Source organism: Streptomyces sp. NPDC058877 (assembly GCF_042742855.1).
GTDB lineage: Bacteria > Actinomycetota > Actinomycetes > Streptomycetales > Streptomycetaceae > Streptomyces.
The window spans coordinates 1-18,904 of record NZ_JBHYMF010000028.1 but is presented as its reverse complement, the minus strand read 5'-3'; the positions used below and the strand labels follow the sequence as shown (position 1 = coordinate 18,904).

The 18,904-nt window shown below is 72.3% G+C and carries 17 protein-coding genes and 1 pseudogene; 3 read left to right on the top strand and 15 right to left on the bottom strand.

What is annotated here, in order from left to right:
- Position 1: 1 nt before the first annotated feature.
- The 8 genes from ACFW2Y_RS09605 to ACFW2Y_RS09570 all read right to left on the bottom strand — a co-directional run bounded on the left by ACFW2Y_RS09605 (position 2) and on the right by ACFW2Y_RS09570 (position 7,805).
- Positions 2–1,267, bottom strand: coding sequence for an alpha/beta fold hydrolase (locus ACFW2Y_RS09605; protein WP_384875984.1), 1,266 nt, complete (start codon positions 1,265–1,267; stop codon positions 2–4).
- A 5-nt stretch (positions 1,268–1,272) separates the two neighbouring features.
- Positions 1,273–2,139: a YhjD/YihY/BrkB family envelope integrity protein gene (locus tag ACFW2Y_RS09600; protein ID WP_384875918.1), complete on the bottom strand. Its 867-nt coding sequence runs from the start codon at positions 2,137–2,139 to the stop codon at positions 1,273–1,275.
- 111 nt (positions 2,140–2,250) lie between these two features.
- Complete coding sequence (locus tag ACFW2Y_RS09595) at positions 2,251–2,829, bottom strand: hypothetical protein (RefSeq protein WP_384875916.1); 579 nt, start codon at positions 2,827–2,829, stop codon at positions 2,251–2,253.
- The gene (locus ACFW2Y_RS09590) at positions 2,826–4,001 is read right to left on the bottom strand and encodes an ROK family glucokinase (protein WP_384875914.1); all 1,176 of its coding nucleotides are present in this window, start codon (positions 3,999–4,001) and stop codon (positions 2,826–2,828) included. The genes ACFW2Y_RS09595 and ACFW2Y_RS09590 overlap by 4 nt, the downstream gene beginning before the upstream one ends.
- Positions 4,002–4,038: 37 nt before the next feature.
- Positions 4,039–4,833: an ATP-binding cassette domain-containing protein gene (locus ACFW2Y_RS09585; RefSeq protein ID WP_384875912.1), complete on the bottom strand. Its 795-nt coding sequence runs from the start codon at positions 4,831–4,833 to the stop codon at positions 4,039–4,041.
- Entirely contained in the window at positions 4,830–5,885 is a 1,056-nt protein-coding gene (locus ACFW2Y_RS09580; protein WP_384875910.1) for an ABC transporter permease, read from the bottom strand. The genes ACFW2Y_RS09585 and ACFW2Y_RS09580 overlap by 4 nt, the downstream gene beginning before the upstream one ends.
- A complete protein-coding gene (locus tag ACFW2Y_RS09575) occupies positions 5,882–6,901 on the bottom strand; it encodes a sugar ABC transporter substrate-binding protein (RefSeq protein ID WP_384875908.1) in 1,020 nt (339 codons plus the stop codon). The genes ACFW2Y_RS09580 and ACFW2Y_RS09575 overlap by 4 nt, the downstream gene beginning before the upstream one ends.
- Before the next feature lie 145 nt (positions 6,902–7,046).
- Complete coding sequence (locus ACFW2Y_RS09570; RefSeq protein ID WP_384875906.1) at positions 7,047–7,805, bottom strand: GntR family transcriptional regulator; 759 nt, start codon at positions 7,803–7,805, stop codon at positions 7,047–7,049.
- A gap of 100 nt (positions 7,806–7,905) precedes the next feature.
- Between ACFW2Y_RS09570 and ACFW2Y_RS09565 the strand changes: the two genes are divergently transcribed.
- Positions 7,906–8,898 (top strand): Gfo/Idh/MocA family oxidoreductase, encoded by a 993-nt coding sequence (locus ACFW2Y_RS09565; RefSeq protein ID WP_384875904.1) that lies wholly within the window; start codon positions 7,906–7,908, stop codon positions 8,896–8,898.
- 19 nt (positions 8,899–8,917) lie between these two features.
- On the opposite strand, the gene ACFW2Y_RS09560 is transcribed toward ACFW2Y_RS09565, so the two are convergent.
- The 5 genes and pseudogenes from ACFW2Y_RS09560 to ACFW2Y_RS09540 all read right to left on the bottom strand — a co-directional run bounded on the left by ACFW2Y_RS09560 (position 8,918) and on the right by ACFW2Y_RS09540 (position 14,042).
- A complete protein-coding gene (locus ACFW2Y_RS09560) occupies positions 8,918–10,096 on the bottom strand; it encodes a cytochrome P450 (protein ID WP_384875902.1) in 1,179 nt (392 codons plus the stop codon).
- Positions 10,097–10,152: 56 nt separating this feature from the next.
- A pseudogene (locus tag ACFW2Y_RS09555) lies at positions 10,153–10,812 on the bottom strand (response regulator); the annotation flags it as partial.
- A complete protein-coding gene (locus ACFW2Y_RS09550) occupies positions 10,809–12,020 on the bottom strand; it encodes a sensor histidine kinase (protein WP_384875900.1) in 1,212 nt (403 codons plus the stop codon). The gene ACFW2Y_RS09550 and the pseudogene ACFW2Y_RS09555, both read right to left, overlap by 4 nt.
- Positions 12,021–12,336: 316 nt before the next feature.
- On the bottom strand, positions 12,337–13,263 hold the full coding sequence (locus ACFW2Y_RS09545; RefSeq protein WP_384875898.1) for a DMT family transporter: 927 nt from the start codon (positions 13,261–13,263) through the stop codon (positions 12,337–12,339).
- 170 nt (positions 13,264–13,433) lie between these two features.
- Positions 13,434–14,042: a dihydrofolate reductase family protein gene (locus ACFW2Y_RS09540; RefSeq protein ID WP_384875896.1), complete on the bottom strand. Its 609-nt coding sequence runs from the start codon at positions 14,040–14,042 to the stop codon at positions 13,434–13,436.
- Between the two features lie 230 nt (positions 14,043–14,272).
- Between ACFW2Y_RS09540 and ACFW2Y_RS09535 the strand changes: the two genes are divergently transcribed.
- Positions 14,273–15,013, top strand: coding sequence for an SDR family NAD(P)-dependent oxidoreductase (locus tag ACFW2Y_RS09535; protein WP_384875894.1), 741 nt, complete (start codon positions 14,273–14,275; stop codon positions 15,011–15,013).
- A 97-nt stretch (positions 15,014–15,110) separates the two neighbouring features.
- Here the strand turns inward: ACFW2Y_RS09535 and alc are convergent, their stop codons facing one another.
- Positions 15,111–16,229, bottom strand: a complete 1,119-nt coding sequence (gene alc / locus ACFW2Y_RS09530) for an allantoicase (RefSeq protein ID WP_384875892.1) — start codon at positions 16,227–16,229, stop codon at positions 15,111–15,113.
- Positions 16,230–16,232: 3 nt separating this feature from the next.
- On the bottom strand, positions 16,233–17,567 hold the full coding sequence (allB, locus tag ACFW2Y_RS09525) for an allantoinase AllB (protein WP_384875890.1): 1,335 nt from the start codon (positions 17,565–17,567) through the stop codon (positions 16,233–16,235).
- Positions 17,568–17,895: 328 nt separating this feature from the next.
- Between allB and ACFW2Y_RS09520 the strand changes: the two genes are divergently transcribed.
- Entirely contained in the window at positions 17,896–18,705 is an 810-nt protein-coding gene (locus tag ACFW2Y_RS09520) for an IclR family transcriptional regulator (RefSeq protein WP_384875888.1), read from the top strand.
- Positions 18,706–18,904 lie beyond the last annotated feature (199 nt).

Sequence of the window (18,904 nt, the reverse complement as noted above, 5' to 3'; positions counted from 1 at the left end):
GCTACGCCGGCGGTGTCGTCTCTTCCGCGATGACCCGGGTGACCACTCCCAGTGCCGTCTCCGCGGCGGGGAGGCCGCAGTACACGCCCGTGTGGAGGACGACCTCGCGGAGTTCCGCGGGCGACAGCCCGTTGCGGAGCGCGGCACGGGTGTGGTCGGCGAGTGCCTCCCGGTGACCTCCGGCGATGAGGGCGGTGAGCGTCACGACGCTGCGGGTGCGCCGGTCGAGACCCTCCCGGCTCCAGACCTCGCCCCAGGCGTAGCGGGTGACGAGCTCCTGGAAGGCCCCGTCGGGGTCGGCGGCGAGGACCCGGTCCACATGGGTGTCGCCGAGGACCTCGCGGCGCAGCCCGAGCCCCTTCTGGTACGGGTCGGGGCGGCCGGCCTCGAAGGGTTCGGCGGCGGGGGCGGCCGGGGCCGGTTCGGCTACGGGTGCGGGGGACACGGGCTGCGGCGGCACGGGCTGCGGCGGCACGGTGAGGGAGCCGCTGGTTTCCTTGGGGGCGCCGCTGAAGTGCCCGCCGAGCAGGTCGGTGACGGCGGCGGGCTGCTCGACGGGGGTGAGGTGCGAGGCGCCGGGAACGACGGCGAGTCGGGCGTCGGGGATGCCGGCGACCAGGGTGCGGGCCTCGGCGGGGCCGGTGACCCGGTCCTCGGAACCGACGACGACGAGCGCGGGAACTCCGATGTTGCCGAGGGCCTCGCGGACGTCGAAGACGGCGAGGGCCTCACAGGCGGCGACGTAGCAGGTGGGGTCGGTCGTCCGGACCATCTGCACGGCCCAGTCGACGATGGCGGGCTGGGCTCCGGCGAAGAGGGGGGTGAACCACCGCTCGGGAGCGGTGCGGGCCATCGGCTCCATGCCGTGGGTGCGGACCATCACGCCCCGCTGGCGGAACTCGTCGGCGGTGCCGAACCGGGGCGAGGTGGCGACCAGGGCCAGGGAACCGACCCGATGGGGTGCCCGGAGGGCCAGATCGAGGCCGACGGCCCCGCCGAGGGAGCAGCCCGCGTATGCGAAGCGCTGGACCCCGAGCACATCGAGGGTGGCGAGGAGCCGGTCACCGAGCTCGGCGACGGAGGTGAAGGGCATCGCGGGTGCACCGCCGTGCCCCGGCAGGTCGAACCGGACGACCCGCCAGTCCCGGGTGAGTTCCGGTATCTGTCGGTCCCACATGTGGAAGGTCGTGCCCAAGGACGGTCCCAGGACGAGGACCGGGGCGTCCTCCGGGCCGTCGACGCGGTGCTGCAGGGTTTCGGCTTTCATCTCACTCACCCGCCCCACGCTTCCACATTCGGGTTCTCCGCGGGGGACGGGGGTGCGAGATACCGGTTGAGCGGGGGTTCCCGGGCCAGTACGGCGCCGATGGTGATCGCGAAGGTCAGCGCGGCGCAGAGGACGATCAGCCAGGACAGCAGGGTCAGGACCAGGCCCAGTGAGCCGTACTCGTTCAGGGCCCGGTTGAGCGCGCCCGGCATGTAGAGCCGTGCGGTGAGGCCGAGGACGGTCGTGGCCGCGCCGGCCAGGAGCGCGCCGGGCAGGAGCGGCAACCAGGGGACGCGGCTGGCGAGAAACAGGTGCTGGGTCCACAGCCAGACCCCCGTGCTGACGAGGAAGTACGCCGGCAGTCCGAGCCAGCCGCCGATGCCGAACCCGTCGCGGAGGGGTGCCTGGAAGAGGACCACGACGACCAGGGCGAGCAGCCACACCGCCCAGCGCCAGGCCGCGACCCTGGTGCCGGCCCTGGGCAGGCCCCAGGCCCGCTCGCACACGCGGGCCATCGCACGGCTGAAGCTGGTGGCCGACACCAGGGCCACGACCGCGCCGACGGTCCCGGTGGTCTCCCGCAGTCCTTCGGAAGCGTTCTGGTCCAGGACCTGCTGCAGTTCCCGGTCGGAGAGGCCGGTGAGTCCGAACATGGCGCGGAGGGAGTCGCGCATCTGGTCGCGCACGGCGAGCGGGGCGAAGGCCGCCACGGCGAAGAGGAGCGGCACGGCGGCCAGGAAGGCCTGGGCCGCGAGGCGCGTCCCGGCGTCCAGGAGGTTCCCGCTCATGAGCCTGCCGGTCAGTTCCGCGAGGACCGGGAAGCGGTCCTCGGCTCCGGTCCGGATGCTCCGCGCCCGGCTCGCCCACGACATTCCGCCTCCCGACCCCACCCGGTCCGTCCCGCCATTGGACGCGAATCGGCGCGCCCGCGCGAGCCGGGCGGGTCGTCCGGGAGGGGCGCGGCCCCGGCCGGGTCCCGCGGCTCAGGGGCTGGTGGTCGAGACCGCGTAGACGCGGGGGAAGGCGGGATCGGTGAGGTCGACGGTGAGGTCGGTGGCCGGGCGGGGTTCCTCGCGGGTGACGGTGGTGCCCGCCCAGGTCGTGCCGTCGGCGAAGGTCCAGCCGACGATGCCGGCGTCCCGGGCGCCGACGGTGACGCTGCCGGAGGCGAGTGCGGCGCGGGAGGTGCCGGAGTCCGCGAGGAAGGTGTCGAGTCCTCCGGCCGTCGTCGTGAACTGCACGTACAGCCGGCTCGTCTTCCAGTTGCTGGTCTCGTAGTAGGCGACGCCCCAGGCCCCGGAGGGAACGGGGACCTCGAAGACCCGGCGCTTCATCAGGGAGGGCCAGTTGTCCTGGAGGCCGGCCGCCGAGGACTCGCGCTCCTTGTCGCGACCGCTGTCGCGGCTCTGGCCCGCCGAGATGACCAGGTAGCCGGCCGGGATGCCGACGAGGAGCACGATGATCACGGCCGTCAGCCAACGGCGGCGGATCATGTGCCGACGGTCCTCGGGCAGCTTGTCCTGCGGGGTGCGGGACGGGGCGGGGCGGTGGGTCAGGCTCATGAAGGCGGTTCCTCGGGGGGACGGACGGCCCGGCCGGAGGTCCCGTTGCGCAGGGCTTGGGCGTAGCGCTCGTACCGTTCGTACCGCTCGACCCGGCGCCGGTTGGCGCGGCGGAAGCGGCGGGCGACGAGGCGGGCGAGGTCGGCGGCGCCGACCATGCCGGCCTCGGGGCCGAGCTGGGCGCGGGTGATGCGGGCCTCGGGGCGGTAGCCGCGGCCGGTGAGGTGGCGGCGGAAGGCCTCCCTGGCGGGGCCGATGAGGAGGTCGTCGGCGGCGGAGACGCCTCCGCCGATGACGAAGCAGGAGGGGTCGAGGGCGGCGGCGAGGTTGGCGATGCCGACGCCGAGCCACTGGCCGATGTCCTGGAGCAGTTCGATGCACATGGCGTCGCCCTCGCGGGCGAGTTCGGTGATGAGGGGGCCGGTGATGTCGGGGACGTTCCCCTTCACCCGCTCGATGATCTCGTACGCGACCGGGGAGTCGGCGGCGGCCAGTTCGCGGGCCTCCCGGACCAGTGCGTTGCCGGAGCTGTACTGCTCCCAGCACCCCCGGTTGCCACAGGGGCACCGGTGTCCGCCGGGGACGACCTGCATGTGGCCGAACTCGCCGGCGACTCCGTACTTGCCCCGCTTGACCCGGCCGTCCTCCAGGATGGCGCCCCCGATGCCGGTGCCGAGGGTGATCATGACGAGGTGGTCCTCGCCTCGTCCGGCGCCGAAGCGCCACTCGGCCCAGGCCGCGGTGTTGGCGTCGTTGTCGACCATGACGGGAACGGCGAGTCGCCCCTGGAGCGCGTCCCGGAGGGGTTCGTTGCGCCAGGCGAGGTGCGGTGCGAAGAGCACCCGGGCCCGGTCGGCGTCCACCCAGCCGGCCGCGCCGATGCCGACGGCGTGCACGTCGTGCCGGTCGGAGAGGTCCAGGACGAGTTCGACGATGGTGTCCTCGACGACCTTGGGACTCTTCGACTTGTCGGGGGTCTCCGTGCGGACCTTCTCCAGGATGTTCCCGTCGGCATCGACGACCCCGGCCATCACCTTCGTGCCGCCGATGTCGATGCCGACGGTCGGCACCCGCGGCGCCGTCAGGTGGGAGCGCCGTTCCCGGGTGCCGACGGTACGCAGCACGGTGCCGCGGGCGGAGCCCCGGTGCGCGAGGTCACGGTAGGTACTCATCGGCTCCGATTCTGCCAGGCGGGACGTCAAGCGGCCGTCACGTCGCGGAGGGGCGCTCCAGCTCGTGGCGCAGGTCCTCCAGCTCGCTGCCACCGGCCATCTGCCGGGTCAACTCGTCCAGGGAGACGGAGTCCCTGGTGTGGCTCGCCGCCATGACGCCCCGCTTGAGGAGGACGAACCGGTCGCCGACGAGATAGGCGTGGTGCGGGTTGTGGGTGATGAGGACCACGCCGAGGCCCTGGTCACGGGCGGCGGCGACGTACTTGAGGACGACACCGGACTGTTTGACGCCGAGCGCGGCGGTCGGCTCGTCGAGGACGAGGACCTTGGCGCCGAAGTGGACGGCGCGGGCGATGGCCACGCACTGGCGCTCGCCGCCGGAGAGGGTGCCGATCGGCTGGTCGACGTCGCGGAGGTCGATGCCCATGCGGAGCAGGGCCTCGCGGGTGGTGGTCCGCATCAGGTCGACGTCGAGCCGTTTGAAGGGGCCGGAGCCCTTGGTGGGCTCGGAGCCGAGGAAGAAGTTCCGCCAGACCGGCATGAGGGGGACGACGGCCAGGTCCTGGTAGACGGTGGCGATGCCGCGGTCGAGGGCGTCGCGCGGACGGGCGAGGGCGACCTCCTCGCCCTCGATCCGGAAGGTGCCGGCATCGTGCTGGTGGAGGCCCGCGACGATCTTGATGAGGGTGGACTTGCCGGCGCCGTTGTCACCGAGGACGCAGGAGATCTCTCCCGCGCGGACTTCCAGGGAGACCCCTTCGAGGGCGCGGATGTTGCCGTAGTGCTTGCTGACGCCGGTCAGCTCGATGAGGGGGGCGGCTCCGGTCGTCATTTGGTGGCCTCCACGCGCTTGCGGATCCAGGCGTTCAGCAGGGTGGCGAGCAGCAGCATCGCGCCCAGGAAGAACTTGAACCAGTCCGGGTTCCACTCGGCGTACACGATGCCCTTGCTGGTCATTCCGAAGATGAGGGCGCCGACCGCGGAGCCGACGGCAGACCCGTATCCGCCGGTGATCAGACAGCCGCCGATGACGGCCGCGATGATGTAGATCAGCTCGTTGCCGACGCCTTCGCCGGACTGGACGACGTCGAAGGAGAAGAGCAGGTGCTGGCCTGAGATCCAGGCGCAGAAGGCCACGCCCGTGTAGAGGCCGATCTTCGTGCGTCGGACGGGGACGCCGACCGCGCGGGCCGCCTCCGCGCCGCCGCCGACGGCGAAGATCCAGTTGCCGAACCGGGTGCGGAGCAGGATCCAGGTGGCGAGCGCGACGAGGACGACCCACCACAGGACGGTGACCTTCCACTCGACGCCGCCGATCGTCCACTCCGAGGCGAAGACCTTGTGGGCGGAGGGGAAGCCCTCCATGTCGGCGATGCTCTTGGTGGAGACGGTGCCGGTGATCAGTTTGGTGACGCCGAGGTTCAGACCGGTCAGCATCAGGAAGGTGGCGAGCGTGATGATGAAGCTGGGCAGCTTGGTGCGCGTCAGCATGACGCCGTTGAAGGCGCCGATCGCGAGGGTGACGAGCAGCGAGACGCCGACGCCGACCCAGACGTTGGCCGTCATCTGATAGCTGAACATCGACGAGACCAGCGCCGAACTGGTGACCAGGACGCCGGCGGAGAGGTCGAACTCGCCGCCGATCATCAGCAGGGCGACGGGCACGGCCATGATGCCGAGGGTGGAGGCCGCGTAGAGGACGGTACCGAGGCTGGACGGGTTCAGGAAGCCGTCGGCGACCACCGCGAAGAAGACGAAGACCGCGAGCGCGCCGACGACGGACCCCAGTTCGGGGCGGGCGAGGAGCTTCTTCAGCGGGGTGGTGCGGAGCAGTCGTTCGTCCACGTGGTCGAGGTCGTCCGACGTCGGGGTGGTGGAACTCATCGGGTGCCCCGATCCGCGTACTGCTTCAGCGCGCCGGCCTGGTCCTTGGTGATGATCTGCGGACCGGTCAGGACCGGCTTGCCGCCGCCGAGGACATCGGCGTTGTAGCGGTACAGCCAGAGCAGGTCGACGGCTTCGTAGCCCTGGAGGTAGGGCTGCTGGTCGACGGCGAAGCCCAGGCTGCCGTCCTCCAGGCCGGTCGCGACCTTGGCGTTGAGGTCGAAGGTGTCGACCTCGGCCCGGCTTCCCGCGCTCTTCGCGGCTTGGACGGCGGTGTCGGCGAAGGGCGCGCCGAGGGTGACGACGGCGTCGATGTCCTCGTCGGACTGGAGCTTGGCTTCGATCGATGCCTTGACGTCGGGCATGTTGGTGCCGTCGACGTACAGGTTGACCAGTTCGCCGTCGAAGGTCTTCCTCGTTCCGGCGCAGCGCTGCTCGTGGCCGACGTTGCCCTGCTCGTGCAGGACGCACAGGGCCTTCTTCTTTCCGCGCCGGTCGAGCTCCTCGCCGACCGCCTCGCCGGCGACGGCCTCGTCCTGGCCGATGTGGGTGAGCGCGCCGTAGGCCCGGGACTGTTCGGCGCCGGAGTTCACGGTGATCACCGGGATGCCGGCCTCGACCGCCTTCTCGACGGCGGCCTTCATGGCGTCGGGCTTCGCGAGGGTCACGATGAGCCCGTCGACGCCCTTGGCGACGTACGAGTCGATCAGCTGCGCCTGCTGTTGCGCCTCGTCACTGTGGGCGTAGAGGAAGTTGATGTTGTCCTTGACCGCGGCCTGCTCGGCGCCGTTCTGGACGATGTCCCAGAAGGTGTCGCCGTCGCCCGAGTGGGTGACCATGGCGAAGGTCCACCGGGGGGTGTCGACGGCCGCCCTGCCCTGTGCGGCGGCGGCCTTGCGGGCGTCCTCCGCCCGCTTCCCGCCGGTGCTGCTGCACCCGGCGAGCGCCGTGATGAGCGCGAGCGCGAGCACTGCGCCGATCGCGGCGCGCACCCCTCCTGTCCTGAGCCTGGTCACGAGGCCGTGCCCTCCTTTGTGTCCTTCTGCGTGCATTGCAGTATCGGTCATGCAGGTCGTGGCACTCATCAGGGGGGCTCCGACCGCCCGCTCCCCGCCCGATCGGCGCGGTCGTCATGGCGACCGCGCCGGTGGCGCGCCCGGGCTACGGACGGACCATCAGCTGGAACTCGAAGGAATAGCGAGCCGCTCGATAGAGGTGGGAACCGTACTCGACGGCCCGCCCGGTGTCGTCGAAGGTGACCCGCTCCATCGTGAGCAACGGAGCGCCCTCCGGTTCGTCGAGCAGTGCGGCCTCCGCCGCGGTCGCGGCACGGGCGCCGACGATCTGGCGGGCGCTGTGCAGGGTGACCGCGGCGGAGCGGAGCATGCGGTACAGGCCGGTGCCCTCCAGGGTTTCGGTGTCGGGGACGACGAGGCCCGCGGGCAGGTGGTTGTGCAGGTGGGCCAGGGGCTCGCCGTCTGCCGTGCGGAGTCGTTCGAGGTAGCGGACCTCGGTGCCCTCGGGCACGCCGAGGGCGGCGGCAACGGGCCCGGTAGCGGGTTCGAGGCGGTTGGCCAGGATCCGGGTGGCGGGGCGCTGCCCGGCCGCGGCGAGGTCGTCGTAGAGGCTGCTGAGCTCCATCGGGCGACGGACCCTGCTGTGCACGACCTGGGTGCCGACGCCCCGGCGGCGCACCAGGAGGCCCTTGTCGACCAGGGTCTGGATGGCCTGGCGGACGGTGGGGCGGGAGAGCCCCAGGCGGTTGGCGAGGTCGATCTCGTTGCCGAGGAGGCTGCCCGGGGCCAGGCTCCCGTTCTCCACGGCACCCTCCAACTGCTGGGCGAGCTGGAAGTAGAGCGGGACCGGACTGGTGCGGTCCACGGAGAGCGGGGGCAGGGGAGAGCCGGACTGCTTGGGCACGGGGGGAGCGTAACCGGGGGCGTTCACGGCGGGAAGTCATGACGTCCGGTTGTCCTGACACATCCTTGACACCCGGGACGGTCGGCTCCACGGTGGGGCCATGCGCATCGGACTCATCGGTACGGGACGGATCGGGAGCTTCCACGCGGGTGTGCTGGCCCGCCACGCGGAGGTGGAGGCGTTGGTCGTGGCGGACGTGGACGCCGCCCGGGCAGCGGCGGTCGCGGGGGCGCTCGGGGCGGAGGCCGCACCGGACGTGGACGCACTGCTCGGGCAGGCCCCGGACGCCGTGGTGATCGCCTCCGCGACGGCCGCGCACGCGGAGCTGATCGCCCGTGTCGCCCGGGCGGGCCTGCCGGCCTTCTGCGAGAAGCCGATCGCCCTGGACGTGCCGGGGACGCTGGCCGCGCTCGACGCGGTGGCCGCGGCGGGCACCACCCTGCAGCTGGGCTTCATGCGCCGCTTCGACGCCGGCTACCGGGCGGCACGCGCGGCGGTGCGGTCGGGGCGGCTTGGCCGGCTGCACACCGTGCGGGCGGTCACCTCCGACCCCGAGCCGCCGCCGGCCGCCTACCTGCCGCTCTCCGGGGGGCTCTTCCGGGACTGCCTGGTGCACGACTTCGACATCGTCCGCTGGGTGACCGGGCGGGAGGTGGTCGAGGTGTACGCGACGGGCTCGGACGCGGGCCCCGCCGTGTTCCGCGAGGCGGACGACGTGGACACCGCAGCCGCCGTGCTCACCCTGGACGACGGGACCCTGGTGACGGCGACCGCGACCCGCTGCAACGGCGCCGGGTACGACGTCCGCATGGAACTGGCGGGCGAACGGGACCAGATCGTGGTGGGCCTGGACGACCGCAGCCCGCTCTCCTCCGTGGAACCGCAGGGGCCTCCCGCCCCCGGCAAGCCCTGGCCCGGCTTCCTGGAGCGCTTCGCCCCCGCCTACGAGGCGGAGCTGGACGCCTTCGTGCGTCTGGTGCGCGGCGAGGCTCCCAATCCCTGCGACGGCCGGGAAGCCCTGGCGGCGCTCAGGATCGCCGAGGCCTGCGAGCGCTCGCGCCGGGAGCGGCGCCCGGTGCGGCTGGAACCCTGACCACCGCGGTGCCGGGCACTCACCAGCGGACCGGGAGACGGCGGACGCCCCGCATGAGGAGACCCGGCAGCCACTCCCAGGGCGCGCCCCGGGGATCCAGTTCGAGGCGGGGGAAGCGTTCCAGGAGCGTGCGCAGGGCGATCCGGCCCTCCAGGCGGGCGAGCGGGGCGCCCAGGCAGTGGTGGATGCCGTGCCCGAAGGCCAGGTGGCCGCGGGTGTCACGGCGGATGTCGAAGCGGTCGGGTTCGGGGAAGCGGGCCGGGTCCCGGGCCAGCGCGCCGATCCCCACCAGGACGTTCTGTCCCGCCGGTATCACGGTGCCGCCGACGGTGACGGCCTCCCGGGTGAAGCGGACCGTGCTGGTCTCGACCGGGCCCTCGTACCGCAGGGACTCCTCGATGGCACCGTCGAGCAGCTCCGGATCGGCCCGCAGGGCGGCGAGCTGTTCGGGGTGGGTGAGCAGGTTGCGGACGGTGTTGGAGATCAGGTTGACCGTGGTCTCGTGACCGGCGAGCAGCAACAGGTAGGCCATGGCACGGAGTTCGGTGGCGGAGAGTCGGTCGCCGTCCTCGGCCCGGGTGGCGATCAGGCCGGAGAGCAGGTCCTCGGCGGGGCCTGCGCACCGCTTGTCCTCGATGAGCGCGTCGAGGTAGCCGGCCAGGCCGACCATGGCGTCGGTCATGCTCTGTTCGTCGGTGGGACTGACCAGCTCGTTCGACCAGCCGCGGAAGGTCTCCCGGTCTTCGGCCGGGACTCCGAGGAGTTCGCAGATGACGGTGACGGGCAGCGGGAAGGCGTAGGCGTCGACGAGGTCGGCGCGCCCGGCCTGTTCCATGGCGTCGGCGAGCTCGTGGGTGAGCCGCTCGATCCGGGGGCGCAGGCCCTCCGCCCGGCGTCCGGTGAACTCGGCCGCGACCAGGCGGCGCAGCCGGGTGTGGTCGGGGGCGTCCGCCGAGAGCAGGTGGACGCCGATGATGTCCTCCTCCGGCGGCCGGACGCCGATGACGGACGGGGACTTGGCGAGTCGCGGGTCGGCGAGCGCGGCACGCCCTTCCTCGTGGCCCACGACGAGCCAGAATTGGAAACCGTCGGGCATCCGCACCTCGTGGACGGGGCCTGACTCACGGAGCTTCGCGTAGACGGGGTACGGGTTCGCGATGAAGTCCGCGCCGTACTCCCCCAGTTCGATGACGGACATCCTCGAAGGCTATCCGACTGGTCACCGTGGCGGTCCTCGTCGCCGTGGCCGTACCGGTTCTCGTCGAGGAGACCGGCGTCATGGACGAGGAGCGCGATCTGGACGCGGTTGTTGAGGCCGAGTTCGGCGAGGACGCGGGAGACGTGGGTCTTGACCGTGGGGACGCCCAAGTACGGCTCGGCCGCGATCTCGGCGTTGGACAGCCCCCGGCCGACCGCGACGGCCACCTCCCGCTCGCGGTCGGCAAGGCCGGCGAGCCGGTCGGTGGCCTTGGCGCGTCGGGACGGTTCCGTCCGTTGTGCGACGTGCGCCATGAGTTGACGGGTGACGACCGGCGAGAGGAAGGGGTCTCCCGTAGCGACCCGGCGGACGGCGGCGGCGATCTCCGCGGGCGGGGTGTCCTTGAGGACGAAGCCGGCGGCATCGGCCCGCAGGGCGCGCAGCACCTGCGCGTCGGCGTGGAAGGTGGTGAGGAGGACGACTTCGGGGGCATCGGGGTGGGCACGGAGGCGCGCGGTGGCGGTGAGCCCGTCCACATGGGGCATGCGGATGTCCATGAGGACGACGTCGGGGGCGTGTCGGGCGACGAGTCCGGGCACCTCCCGGCCGTCCGCGCCCTCCCCGACGATCTCCAGGTCGTCGGCGCCGCCGAGCATGAGGGTGAGGCCCGCACGGACCAGGGGGTCGTCGTCGACGACGAGCAGCCTGATGGTCATGCGGGCCACGGTAGCCAGGCCCGCACGGCGAACCCGCCGTCGCCTGCCGGGCCGTGCTCCAGCCGACCGCCGGCGAGGGCGGCCCGCTCGGTGAGGCCGATGAGTCCCTGTCCGGAACCGGGGACCTGCGGGATCGACCCGGTCGGGGCCGGATTCAGGACCTCGACGGTGAGGCCGTCGCCCGGGCGGCCCCGGACGGTGAGGGTGACGGTGGTCCCGGGGGCGTGCTTGCGGGCGTTGGTGAGGGCCTCCTGCGCGATGCGGTAGACGGTGCGGCCGGTCGCCGCGGGAACCGCGGCGGGGTCGTCGACCGCGACGTCGAGGACCACGTCCGTACCGACCGCGCGCGACTCGGCGACCAGTGCCTCGAGGGTGGCCAGGGTGGGTTGGGGGCGGTCTCCGTCGCCGTCCTCGCCGGGTGCGCGCAGGACGCCGATGATCTCACGGAGGTCCTGGAGGGCGTCGTGGGCGCTGTCACGGATGACGCCGGCGGCACGGGCGATCTGCTCGGGCGGGGCATCGGGGCGGAACTCCAGCGCTCCGGCGTGCACGCTGAGCAGGGTGAGCCGGTGGGCGAGGACGTCGTGCATCTCGCGGGCGATGGCCTCGCGGGCGAGCCGCTGGGCCTGGGCGGCACGCAGCTCTGCTTCGGACTCGGCCCGGCGGGCCCGTTCCCTGAGCGCTTCGACGAGCTGGCGCCGGGAGCGGACGAGCATGCCCCAGGCGGTGACGAGCAGGATGAGGACGAAGCCGAAACCGATCAGCAGCCCGGTGTTCACCGTGGGATCGGGTCGGACGAATGCCTGCACGGTGGAGGCGGCGACGGCCAGCGCCCCGAGCCAGGCGACCTCCCGGAAGGGGCGGCGTACGGCGACGCTGAACAGGCTCACGAGGACGGCGCCGCCCGCGGCCGGGGCGACGACGCTGACCAGGGAGAGGGCGACGGAGAGCCCGACCGGCCAACGGCGGCGCAGCCACAGGGCGCAGCAGGCTGCGCCACCGACCAGCAGGTCGAAGAGGATCACGGGGTCGCTGTTGTACGCGGCGCCGTTGTCGACGTCGACGAGGCCCCCGAAGGCCGCGAGCAGGAACAGGGTGGCGTCGACGATCCAGTCGCGCACGGTGCGGCGGGTCCGCCCCCTCCCGTCCCCGCCCGATTCGACCAGGTGGGAAGGGAGCAGCAGGCGCTGCGGGTCCGTACGTCTCATGTCCGCAATGTACGCAGGTCGGGGGCGGTCCACCGGGTGTGCGGGGCCGTCGGGCTACCGGAGTCGCGCACGTCGATGCTTTGGTATCGACTGCGGTGGACGGACGGAGGACGCGGCTCGATCGTCCGCTCGATCACGATCGGATCGCGAAGGGTTCCCCCGGGGGCTTCGGGTTCTCATGGCCACGGGCCGGGGCCGCCGGCGTGGTGCGCGAGCTGACGGACGGCGGGTTCGGATGGACGGGTCCGAATCCGGTGCCCCGTCCACGGCGCCGGCCCTCGGCCGGGTGCGACGGGGGAACGGACGTCCGCGGAACTCACCCGGAGTCCTCGTCCGCGACGCGGCGCCCCCAACTGGTTCCCGCGAGAACGAGGATCGCACCGGCGAGACCGAGCGCTCCGGGGCGGTCTCCGGCGACGGCGATTCCTGCGGCGGCGGCCCAGAGCGGCTCCGTCCCGAGGAGGAGGCTGACCCGGGAGGGCGAGGTGCGTCGGACGGCCCACATCTGCACGAAGAAGGCGAAGAGCGTGCAGAAGACGGCGAGGAAGAGGAGGCCCGCCCAGGCCCGGGGGCCGAAGTGGAGGGCCGTGGCCCAGGGAGAAGCACCGGCACCGGGAAAGGCGGCGATGACGGCGAACACAGCGACGGCGGAGCCGAGTTGCACGGTGGTGAGGGAGAGCGAGTCGGCCGATCGGACCGCCTTGATCCGGGACATGGCAAGGACGTGGACGGTGCGCGCGACGGCGGCGAGCAGCATGAGCAGGTCACCGAGGGAGGGCGTGGTGAACCCGGCGCCCTGGGTCAGCAGGACCACGCCCGTGGCGGAGAGCGCCGCAGCGGCAAGGAAACCCCGGGCCGGGCGGACCCGGGTGATGGCGGCCTCGGCGAGCGGGGTGAAGATCATGGTGAGGCTGATGATCAGACCCGCGTTGGTGGCCGAGGTGTGGACGACGCCGTACGTCTCCAAGAGGAAGATCCCGCTGAGGATCAGCCCGAGGACAGCGGCTCCCCTCCACTGGGACGCGCTCAGGGTCCGGAGCCGGCTCCACCCCACGGCGACGAGGACGGGCAGCACCACGGCGAACCGCAGCACGAGGACCGCGATGACGGTGTGGCCGGTGGTGATGCCCTTGGCCGCGAGATAGCTGGAGCCCCAGACGACGGCGACGAGCAACACGGGCAGGTCGGTGAGCCATGCCCGACGCGGTGCGCCGAGGGTCACCGGTGCGGCGATCGAGGACATCGCGGACCGCTCCTCCAACTCTGCTGGTGGTGTGGAGGCTTCGACGGCTCGCACTCGGAGGGGTCACGGTACCTCGGGAGGCCCGTGGTGGCTACACCTTTCTCCGGGCTGCGGACGCGGGGCGGTGGCCGACGCGGAAGGGCCCGGAGGTCGCCGCGGGCGCGGTGGCTTCAGTAGCTGCCGTAGGCGGGACGACCCGCCAGCGCATAGGTGTGGAGGGCGACGCCCGCTCCGGTGACGCGCGCTTCGACGTGGCGGAAGGCGGTGGGACGGACCCCGTCGGTGAAGAGTCGGCGCCCCGTGCCGAGGACGACGGGAAAGACGGCCAGGTGGAGGGTGTCGATGAGGTCGTGGTCCAGGAGGGTGCGGGCGAGGCCGGCGCTGCCGTGCATCTGGATCTCCCCGTCGGTGCGCTCCTTGAGCGCGGTGACCTCCTCGACGGCATCACCGTGGAGCAGGGTGGTGCCGTTCCAGTCGGCCGAGGCGAGGGTGGTGGTGGCGACGTACTTGGGGAGGCCGTTGAGCTTGGTGGCGATGGCGTTCTCGGGGTCGGTCTGCCGGGGCCAGTAGCCCGCGAAGATGTCGTACGTGCGACGACCGAGGAGGAAGGCGGCCGGAGTGGCGAAGACCCCGGTGATGAACCGCCCGAAGTCTTCGTCTCCGAAGGGCACGGACCAGCCGCCGTGCTCGAAGCCGCCGCTGCGGTCTTCGTCGGGGCCTCCGGGCGCCTGGACGACGCCATCGAGGGTGAGGAACTGGGTGAGGCTGAGGGTGGCCATGGCGCGTGCCTTTCTCCATCCGGGTCCTTCGGAGGCGTGCACCTCCGGACCATCGTGTCTCTCAGGCTTCGACCGTGCCGCCGGGCGAAACTCATCGGCGCCGCGCCGCAGCGGTGCGAAGGGCAGGGACTCGGCGATCAGGACGGCGTCCGATTCCCGCCGGCAGCGAAGCACCCCGCCGAATTTCATTGAAGCTGCAATGAAGTCGCACTTCTCACGGAGGTTTCGGAATGTCGACGTTGAACGGCGCGGTGGCCCTGGTGACCGGCGGCAGCCGGGGGATCGGCGCGGCCACGGCCGTGCAACTGGCCAGGGAGGGCGCCGACGTGGCCTTCACCTACGCACGGGACGAGGCACGGGCCAAGGGGGTTGCCGAGCTGATCGAGGCGGCCGGGCGCAAGGCGCTGCCCCTGCGGGCCGATGCGGCCGACGCCGGGGACGCGGCAGGCGCGGTGGAGTGGGCGGCGGACGCGCTGGGCGGCCTGGACGTCCTGGTGAACAACGTGGGCGTGGGCGTCCTCGGCCCCCTGGGGTCACTGCCGCTCGTGGACGTGGACAGGACCCTCGCGGTGAACGTCAGGGCGGCCTTCCTGACCTCGCAGGCAGCCGCAGCACGACTGCCGAAGGGCGGGAGGATCATCACCATCGGCAGCTGCATGACACAGCGGGTGCCGGGCCCCGGCGGCACGCTCTACGCCATGAGCAAGTCCGCGCTGATCGGTCTCACCAAGGCGCTCGCGCAGGAGCTGGGAGGACGCGGCATCACCGCGAACATCGTCCATCCCGGCCCGATCGACACCGACATGAACCCGGCGGACGGGCCGCACGCGGAAGGGCAAGCGGCCATGACGGCACTCGGGCGGTTCGGCACCCCGGACGAGGTGGCGATGGTGGTCGCCTTCCTGGCGGGGCCCGGGGGCCGGTACGTGACGGGTGCCGAGTTCTCGGTGGACGGCGGACACGCGGCATAGGTCCGCAGGATTGCGCGAGGGCGCACCGGTGCTGTCGGGCCGGTGCGCCCTCGCGGGCCGGGCGGGGTGTCGTACCCGCCGGGGCCGGACGGGCCCGTCAGCCGCCGAGCTCCTGGTGGCGGGCGGTCAGCCGGGCCGCACCGACCTCCGTGAGGGAGCCGAAGAGGCGGAGGCGGGAGATGCCGCCGTCCGGGTAGATGTCGATCCGCACGCGGGCGCCGATCGCCGGGGCGTCGAGGACGAACCGGTGGTTGGTGTCGGGCTGGAGGCGGGTCCGGGGCAGGACCTCGGTCCACTCGTCCGAGCCTTCGGCCGCGATCGAGAGGGCGGCCCAGCCCGCGCTGTTGCCCTTGAGGTAGGCGGTGTCGATCTCGATGGCGCGGATCTCGGACTCGGCCGCCAGGGCGTAGCGGATCCAGTCGTTGCCCTTGTCCCGGCGGCGGCGGGTCTCCCAACCGTCGTCCATCTTGCGGGAGCGGCCGGGCTGGATGGTGTTGGTGGCCGGGGAGTAGAAGCGGTCCGAGGCGTCCTCGACCCGACCGCCGTTCTCCAGGGCCGCGAGGTCGAAGGTGCCGAGGACGCCCAGCCACTGCGGGTCGGGGGCGACCTCTCCGTAGACGCGGAGCCGGGCGATGCCGCCGTCGGGGTGCTGGTTGACGCGCAGGTGCGTGAAGCGCTGCTCGACGTCGACGGCGAAGCCGTTGGCGGCGTGCCCGCCGATGGCGGTGCGGGGGACGAGCGTCGTCCACTTCACGTCGTCGGCGAGGAGTTCCTCAGGCGAGGGCGAGCCGGCCACGGAGGCGGCCTCGACGGAGACGGCCTGCGGGTAGTTGCCGCGGAAGTGGGCGGTGTCGATGACGATGCCCCGGACGACGCCGGGTGCGCCCAGCCGGACGAGGGCCCAGTCGTGGTCGGCCTCGGTGGGGTGCGGTTCCCGGGCCGAGACGCCGCGACGGCGGCGGGTTTCCCAGCCGTCCATGATCTTGCCCTTGTGGCCGAAGTGCTCGGGGTCGAACTCAGCGGCCTCGGGCTTGAGCAGGTTCTCGCGCTCGGCGAAGAACTCGTCGTTGGCGGCGATCACACCGGCGCCGAGGCGCCGGTCCGCGAGGTCCGCGCACTGGCTGAAGGGGAAGTCTGCCGTGCGGTAGTCGGCGTACGGGTCGCCGCCGCCATAAGGGCTGGCGTCGCCGGTGAAGGAGGGTATGCCGGTGCTCACGGGTCAGTTGTTCCTTTCGAGGAGGCGGCCGGAGGGCTCGGTGAGGACGCCGCGATCGGCGATGCGCTCTCCGCGCAGCCAGGTGGAGGTGACGACACCGCTGAGGGTCTTGCCCGCGTAGGCGGTGATTCGGTTGCGGTGCTGGAGCTCGGCCGGGTCGACGGTGAAGACGGCGTCGGGGTCCAGGACGGCGAAGTCGGCGTCGCGTCCCGGCTCGATGGCGCCCTTGCGGTTCAGTCCGGCGAGCCGGGCCGGGCCTTCGGACATCCAGCGGACGACGTCCTCCAGGGCGTGGCCGCGGCGCCGGGCCTCGGTCCAGATGGCGGGCAGGCCGAGCTGGAGGGAGGAGACGCCGCCCCAGGCGGAGGCGAAGTCCGGGGTCTTCAGGTCGGCGGTGGACGGCGAGTGGTCGGAGACGATGCAGTCGATGGTGCCGTCCGCGAGCCCCTGCCACAGGGCGTCCTGGTTCGTCGCCTCCCGGATGGGCGGGCAGCACTTGAACTCGGTGGCGCCGTCCGGGATCTCCTCGGCGGTGAGCGTGAGGAAGTGCGGGCAGGACTCGACGGTGACCTTCAGGCCCTCGGCCTTGGCCGCTGCCAGGACCGGCAGTGCGTCCGAGGAGGAGAGGTGCAGGACGTGGACGCGGGCGTTGAGCCTGCGGGCCTGGTTGATCAGGTTCTCGATGGCCGTGTTCTCGGCGTCCCGGGGGCGGGAGGCGAGGAAGTCCGCGTACGCCCCGCCCGTCCGCTGGGGCGCGGCAGCGAGGTGGTGCGGGTCTTCGGCGTGCACGATCATCAGGCCGCCGAAGCCGGAGATCTCGGCGAGCGAGGTGGCCAGCTGTTCCTGGTCGAGCGAGGGGAACTCGTCGACCCCGGAGGGCGAGAGGAAGCACTTGAAGCCGTAGACGCCCGCGTCGTGGAGGGGGCGCAGGTCCTTGACGTTGTCGGGCAGGGCGCCGCCCCAGAAGCCGACGTCGACATGGGCCTTGCTCCGGGCGACCTCCTGCTTGACGCGCAGGTTCTCCACGGTGGTGGTCGGGGGCAGCGAGTTGAGCGGCATGTCGAGCAGGGTGGTGATGCCACCGGCCGCGGCGGCCCGGGTGGCGGTCCAGAAGCCCTCCCACTCGGTGCGGCCGGGGTCATTCACGTGTACGTGGGTGTCGACGAGTCCGGGCAGGACGACGTCGTCGCCGACGTCCTCCAGCCGGGCGCCGGCCGGTACCTCCGCGTCGTGCGGCAGCACGGCGGCGATCGTCCCTCCGGAGACGGCGATCGACGCCGGGCGCGTCCCCTCGGGGGTGATGACGCGTGTCGAGCGCAGGACCAGGTTGACGTCCACCCGTACCCCTTCTTCAAGCACTTCAGCGGGAAATTCAACGAACTGTTGAAAAGGAGTCTTCACTTCCGGACGACGGGTCGTCAAGGGCACACTTCCAGCATCGACGTCCGATGCGTCCGACTTAGAGGTTTCCACAAAGTGGAATGAAAATTCCGTACAGTAGAACGTAGCTCTGCACATGCGGGGTAGTCCCGGGCCGCTCCGGGCTGCCGCCGACACCGGACAAACACCCCCTGACCGGCGCTGACGCGGACACCGGGACCACGTGTCCCGGCGAACGGCCCGGTAGGCTGCTGCCTTGCCCGCCTGCCTTGAAAGGACCGTTGACGTGCCGACGTCCAGCGCCAGCACCACCGACGCCGCCAAGCCCGCCGCCGCCAGCGGGGGCGTCCAGTCCCTTGAGCGTGCCTTCGACCTCCTGGAGCGAATGGCCGACGCCGGCGGCGAGGTCGGCCTGAGCGAGCTCTCCGCCAGCAGCGGACTCCCGCTCCCCACCATCCACCGCCTCATGCGCACCCTCGTCGCCTGCGGCTACGTGCGCCAGCAGCCCAACCGCCGGTACGCGCTCGGCCCCCGCCTCATCCGGCTCGGCGAGTCGGCCTCCCGCCTCCTCGGCACCTGGGCCCGCCCCTATCTGGCGCGCCTCGTCGAGGAAACCGGCGAGACCGCGAACATGGCGCTGCTCGACGGCGACGAGATCGTGTACGTGGCGCAGGTGCCGTCCAAGCACTCGATGCGCATGTTCACCGAGGTGGGTCGGCGGGTCCTGCCGCACTCCACCGGCGTCGGCAAGGCGCTGCTCGCGCACACCCCGGCGGAAGAGGTCAGGGCGCTGCTCGCCCGCACCGGCATGCCGGCCGCCACCGAGAAGACCATCACCACCCCGGAGGGCTTCCTCGACGCGCTCGTCGCGGTCCGCGAAACCGGGTACGCGGTCGACGACAACGAGCAGGAGATAGGGGTCCGCTGCCTCGCGGTGTCCGTACCGGACTCCCCCACCGCGGCGGCCATCTCCATCTCGGGTCCTGCGGGCCGGGTCACCGAGGCGGCCACCGAGAAGATCGTCCCGATCCTCCAGGAGGTCGCCCGCGAACTGTCGGCGGCCCTCGCGAACACCTCCGGCAACGGCCAGGGCTGAGAGCCCATCCGCCCCCTCCCCTGGCGAACGCGCAGGTGGGGAGGGGGTATCCGCTGACGGGGCGGCACGGTTCGGCCGATGGCGCGGCCCCCGGACCCGGTGTGCGCAACCCGCGCCGGACCACCCGGACCGTTGGGACACTCCCGGTCGACACGGTCCGGCGAACCGACGGTGGGCACGTCCCCGCACGGGGACGTGC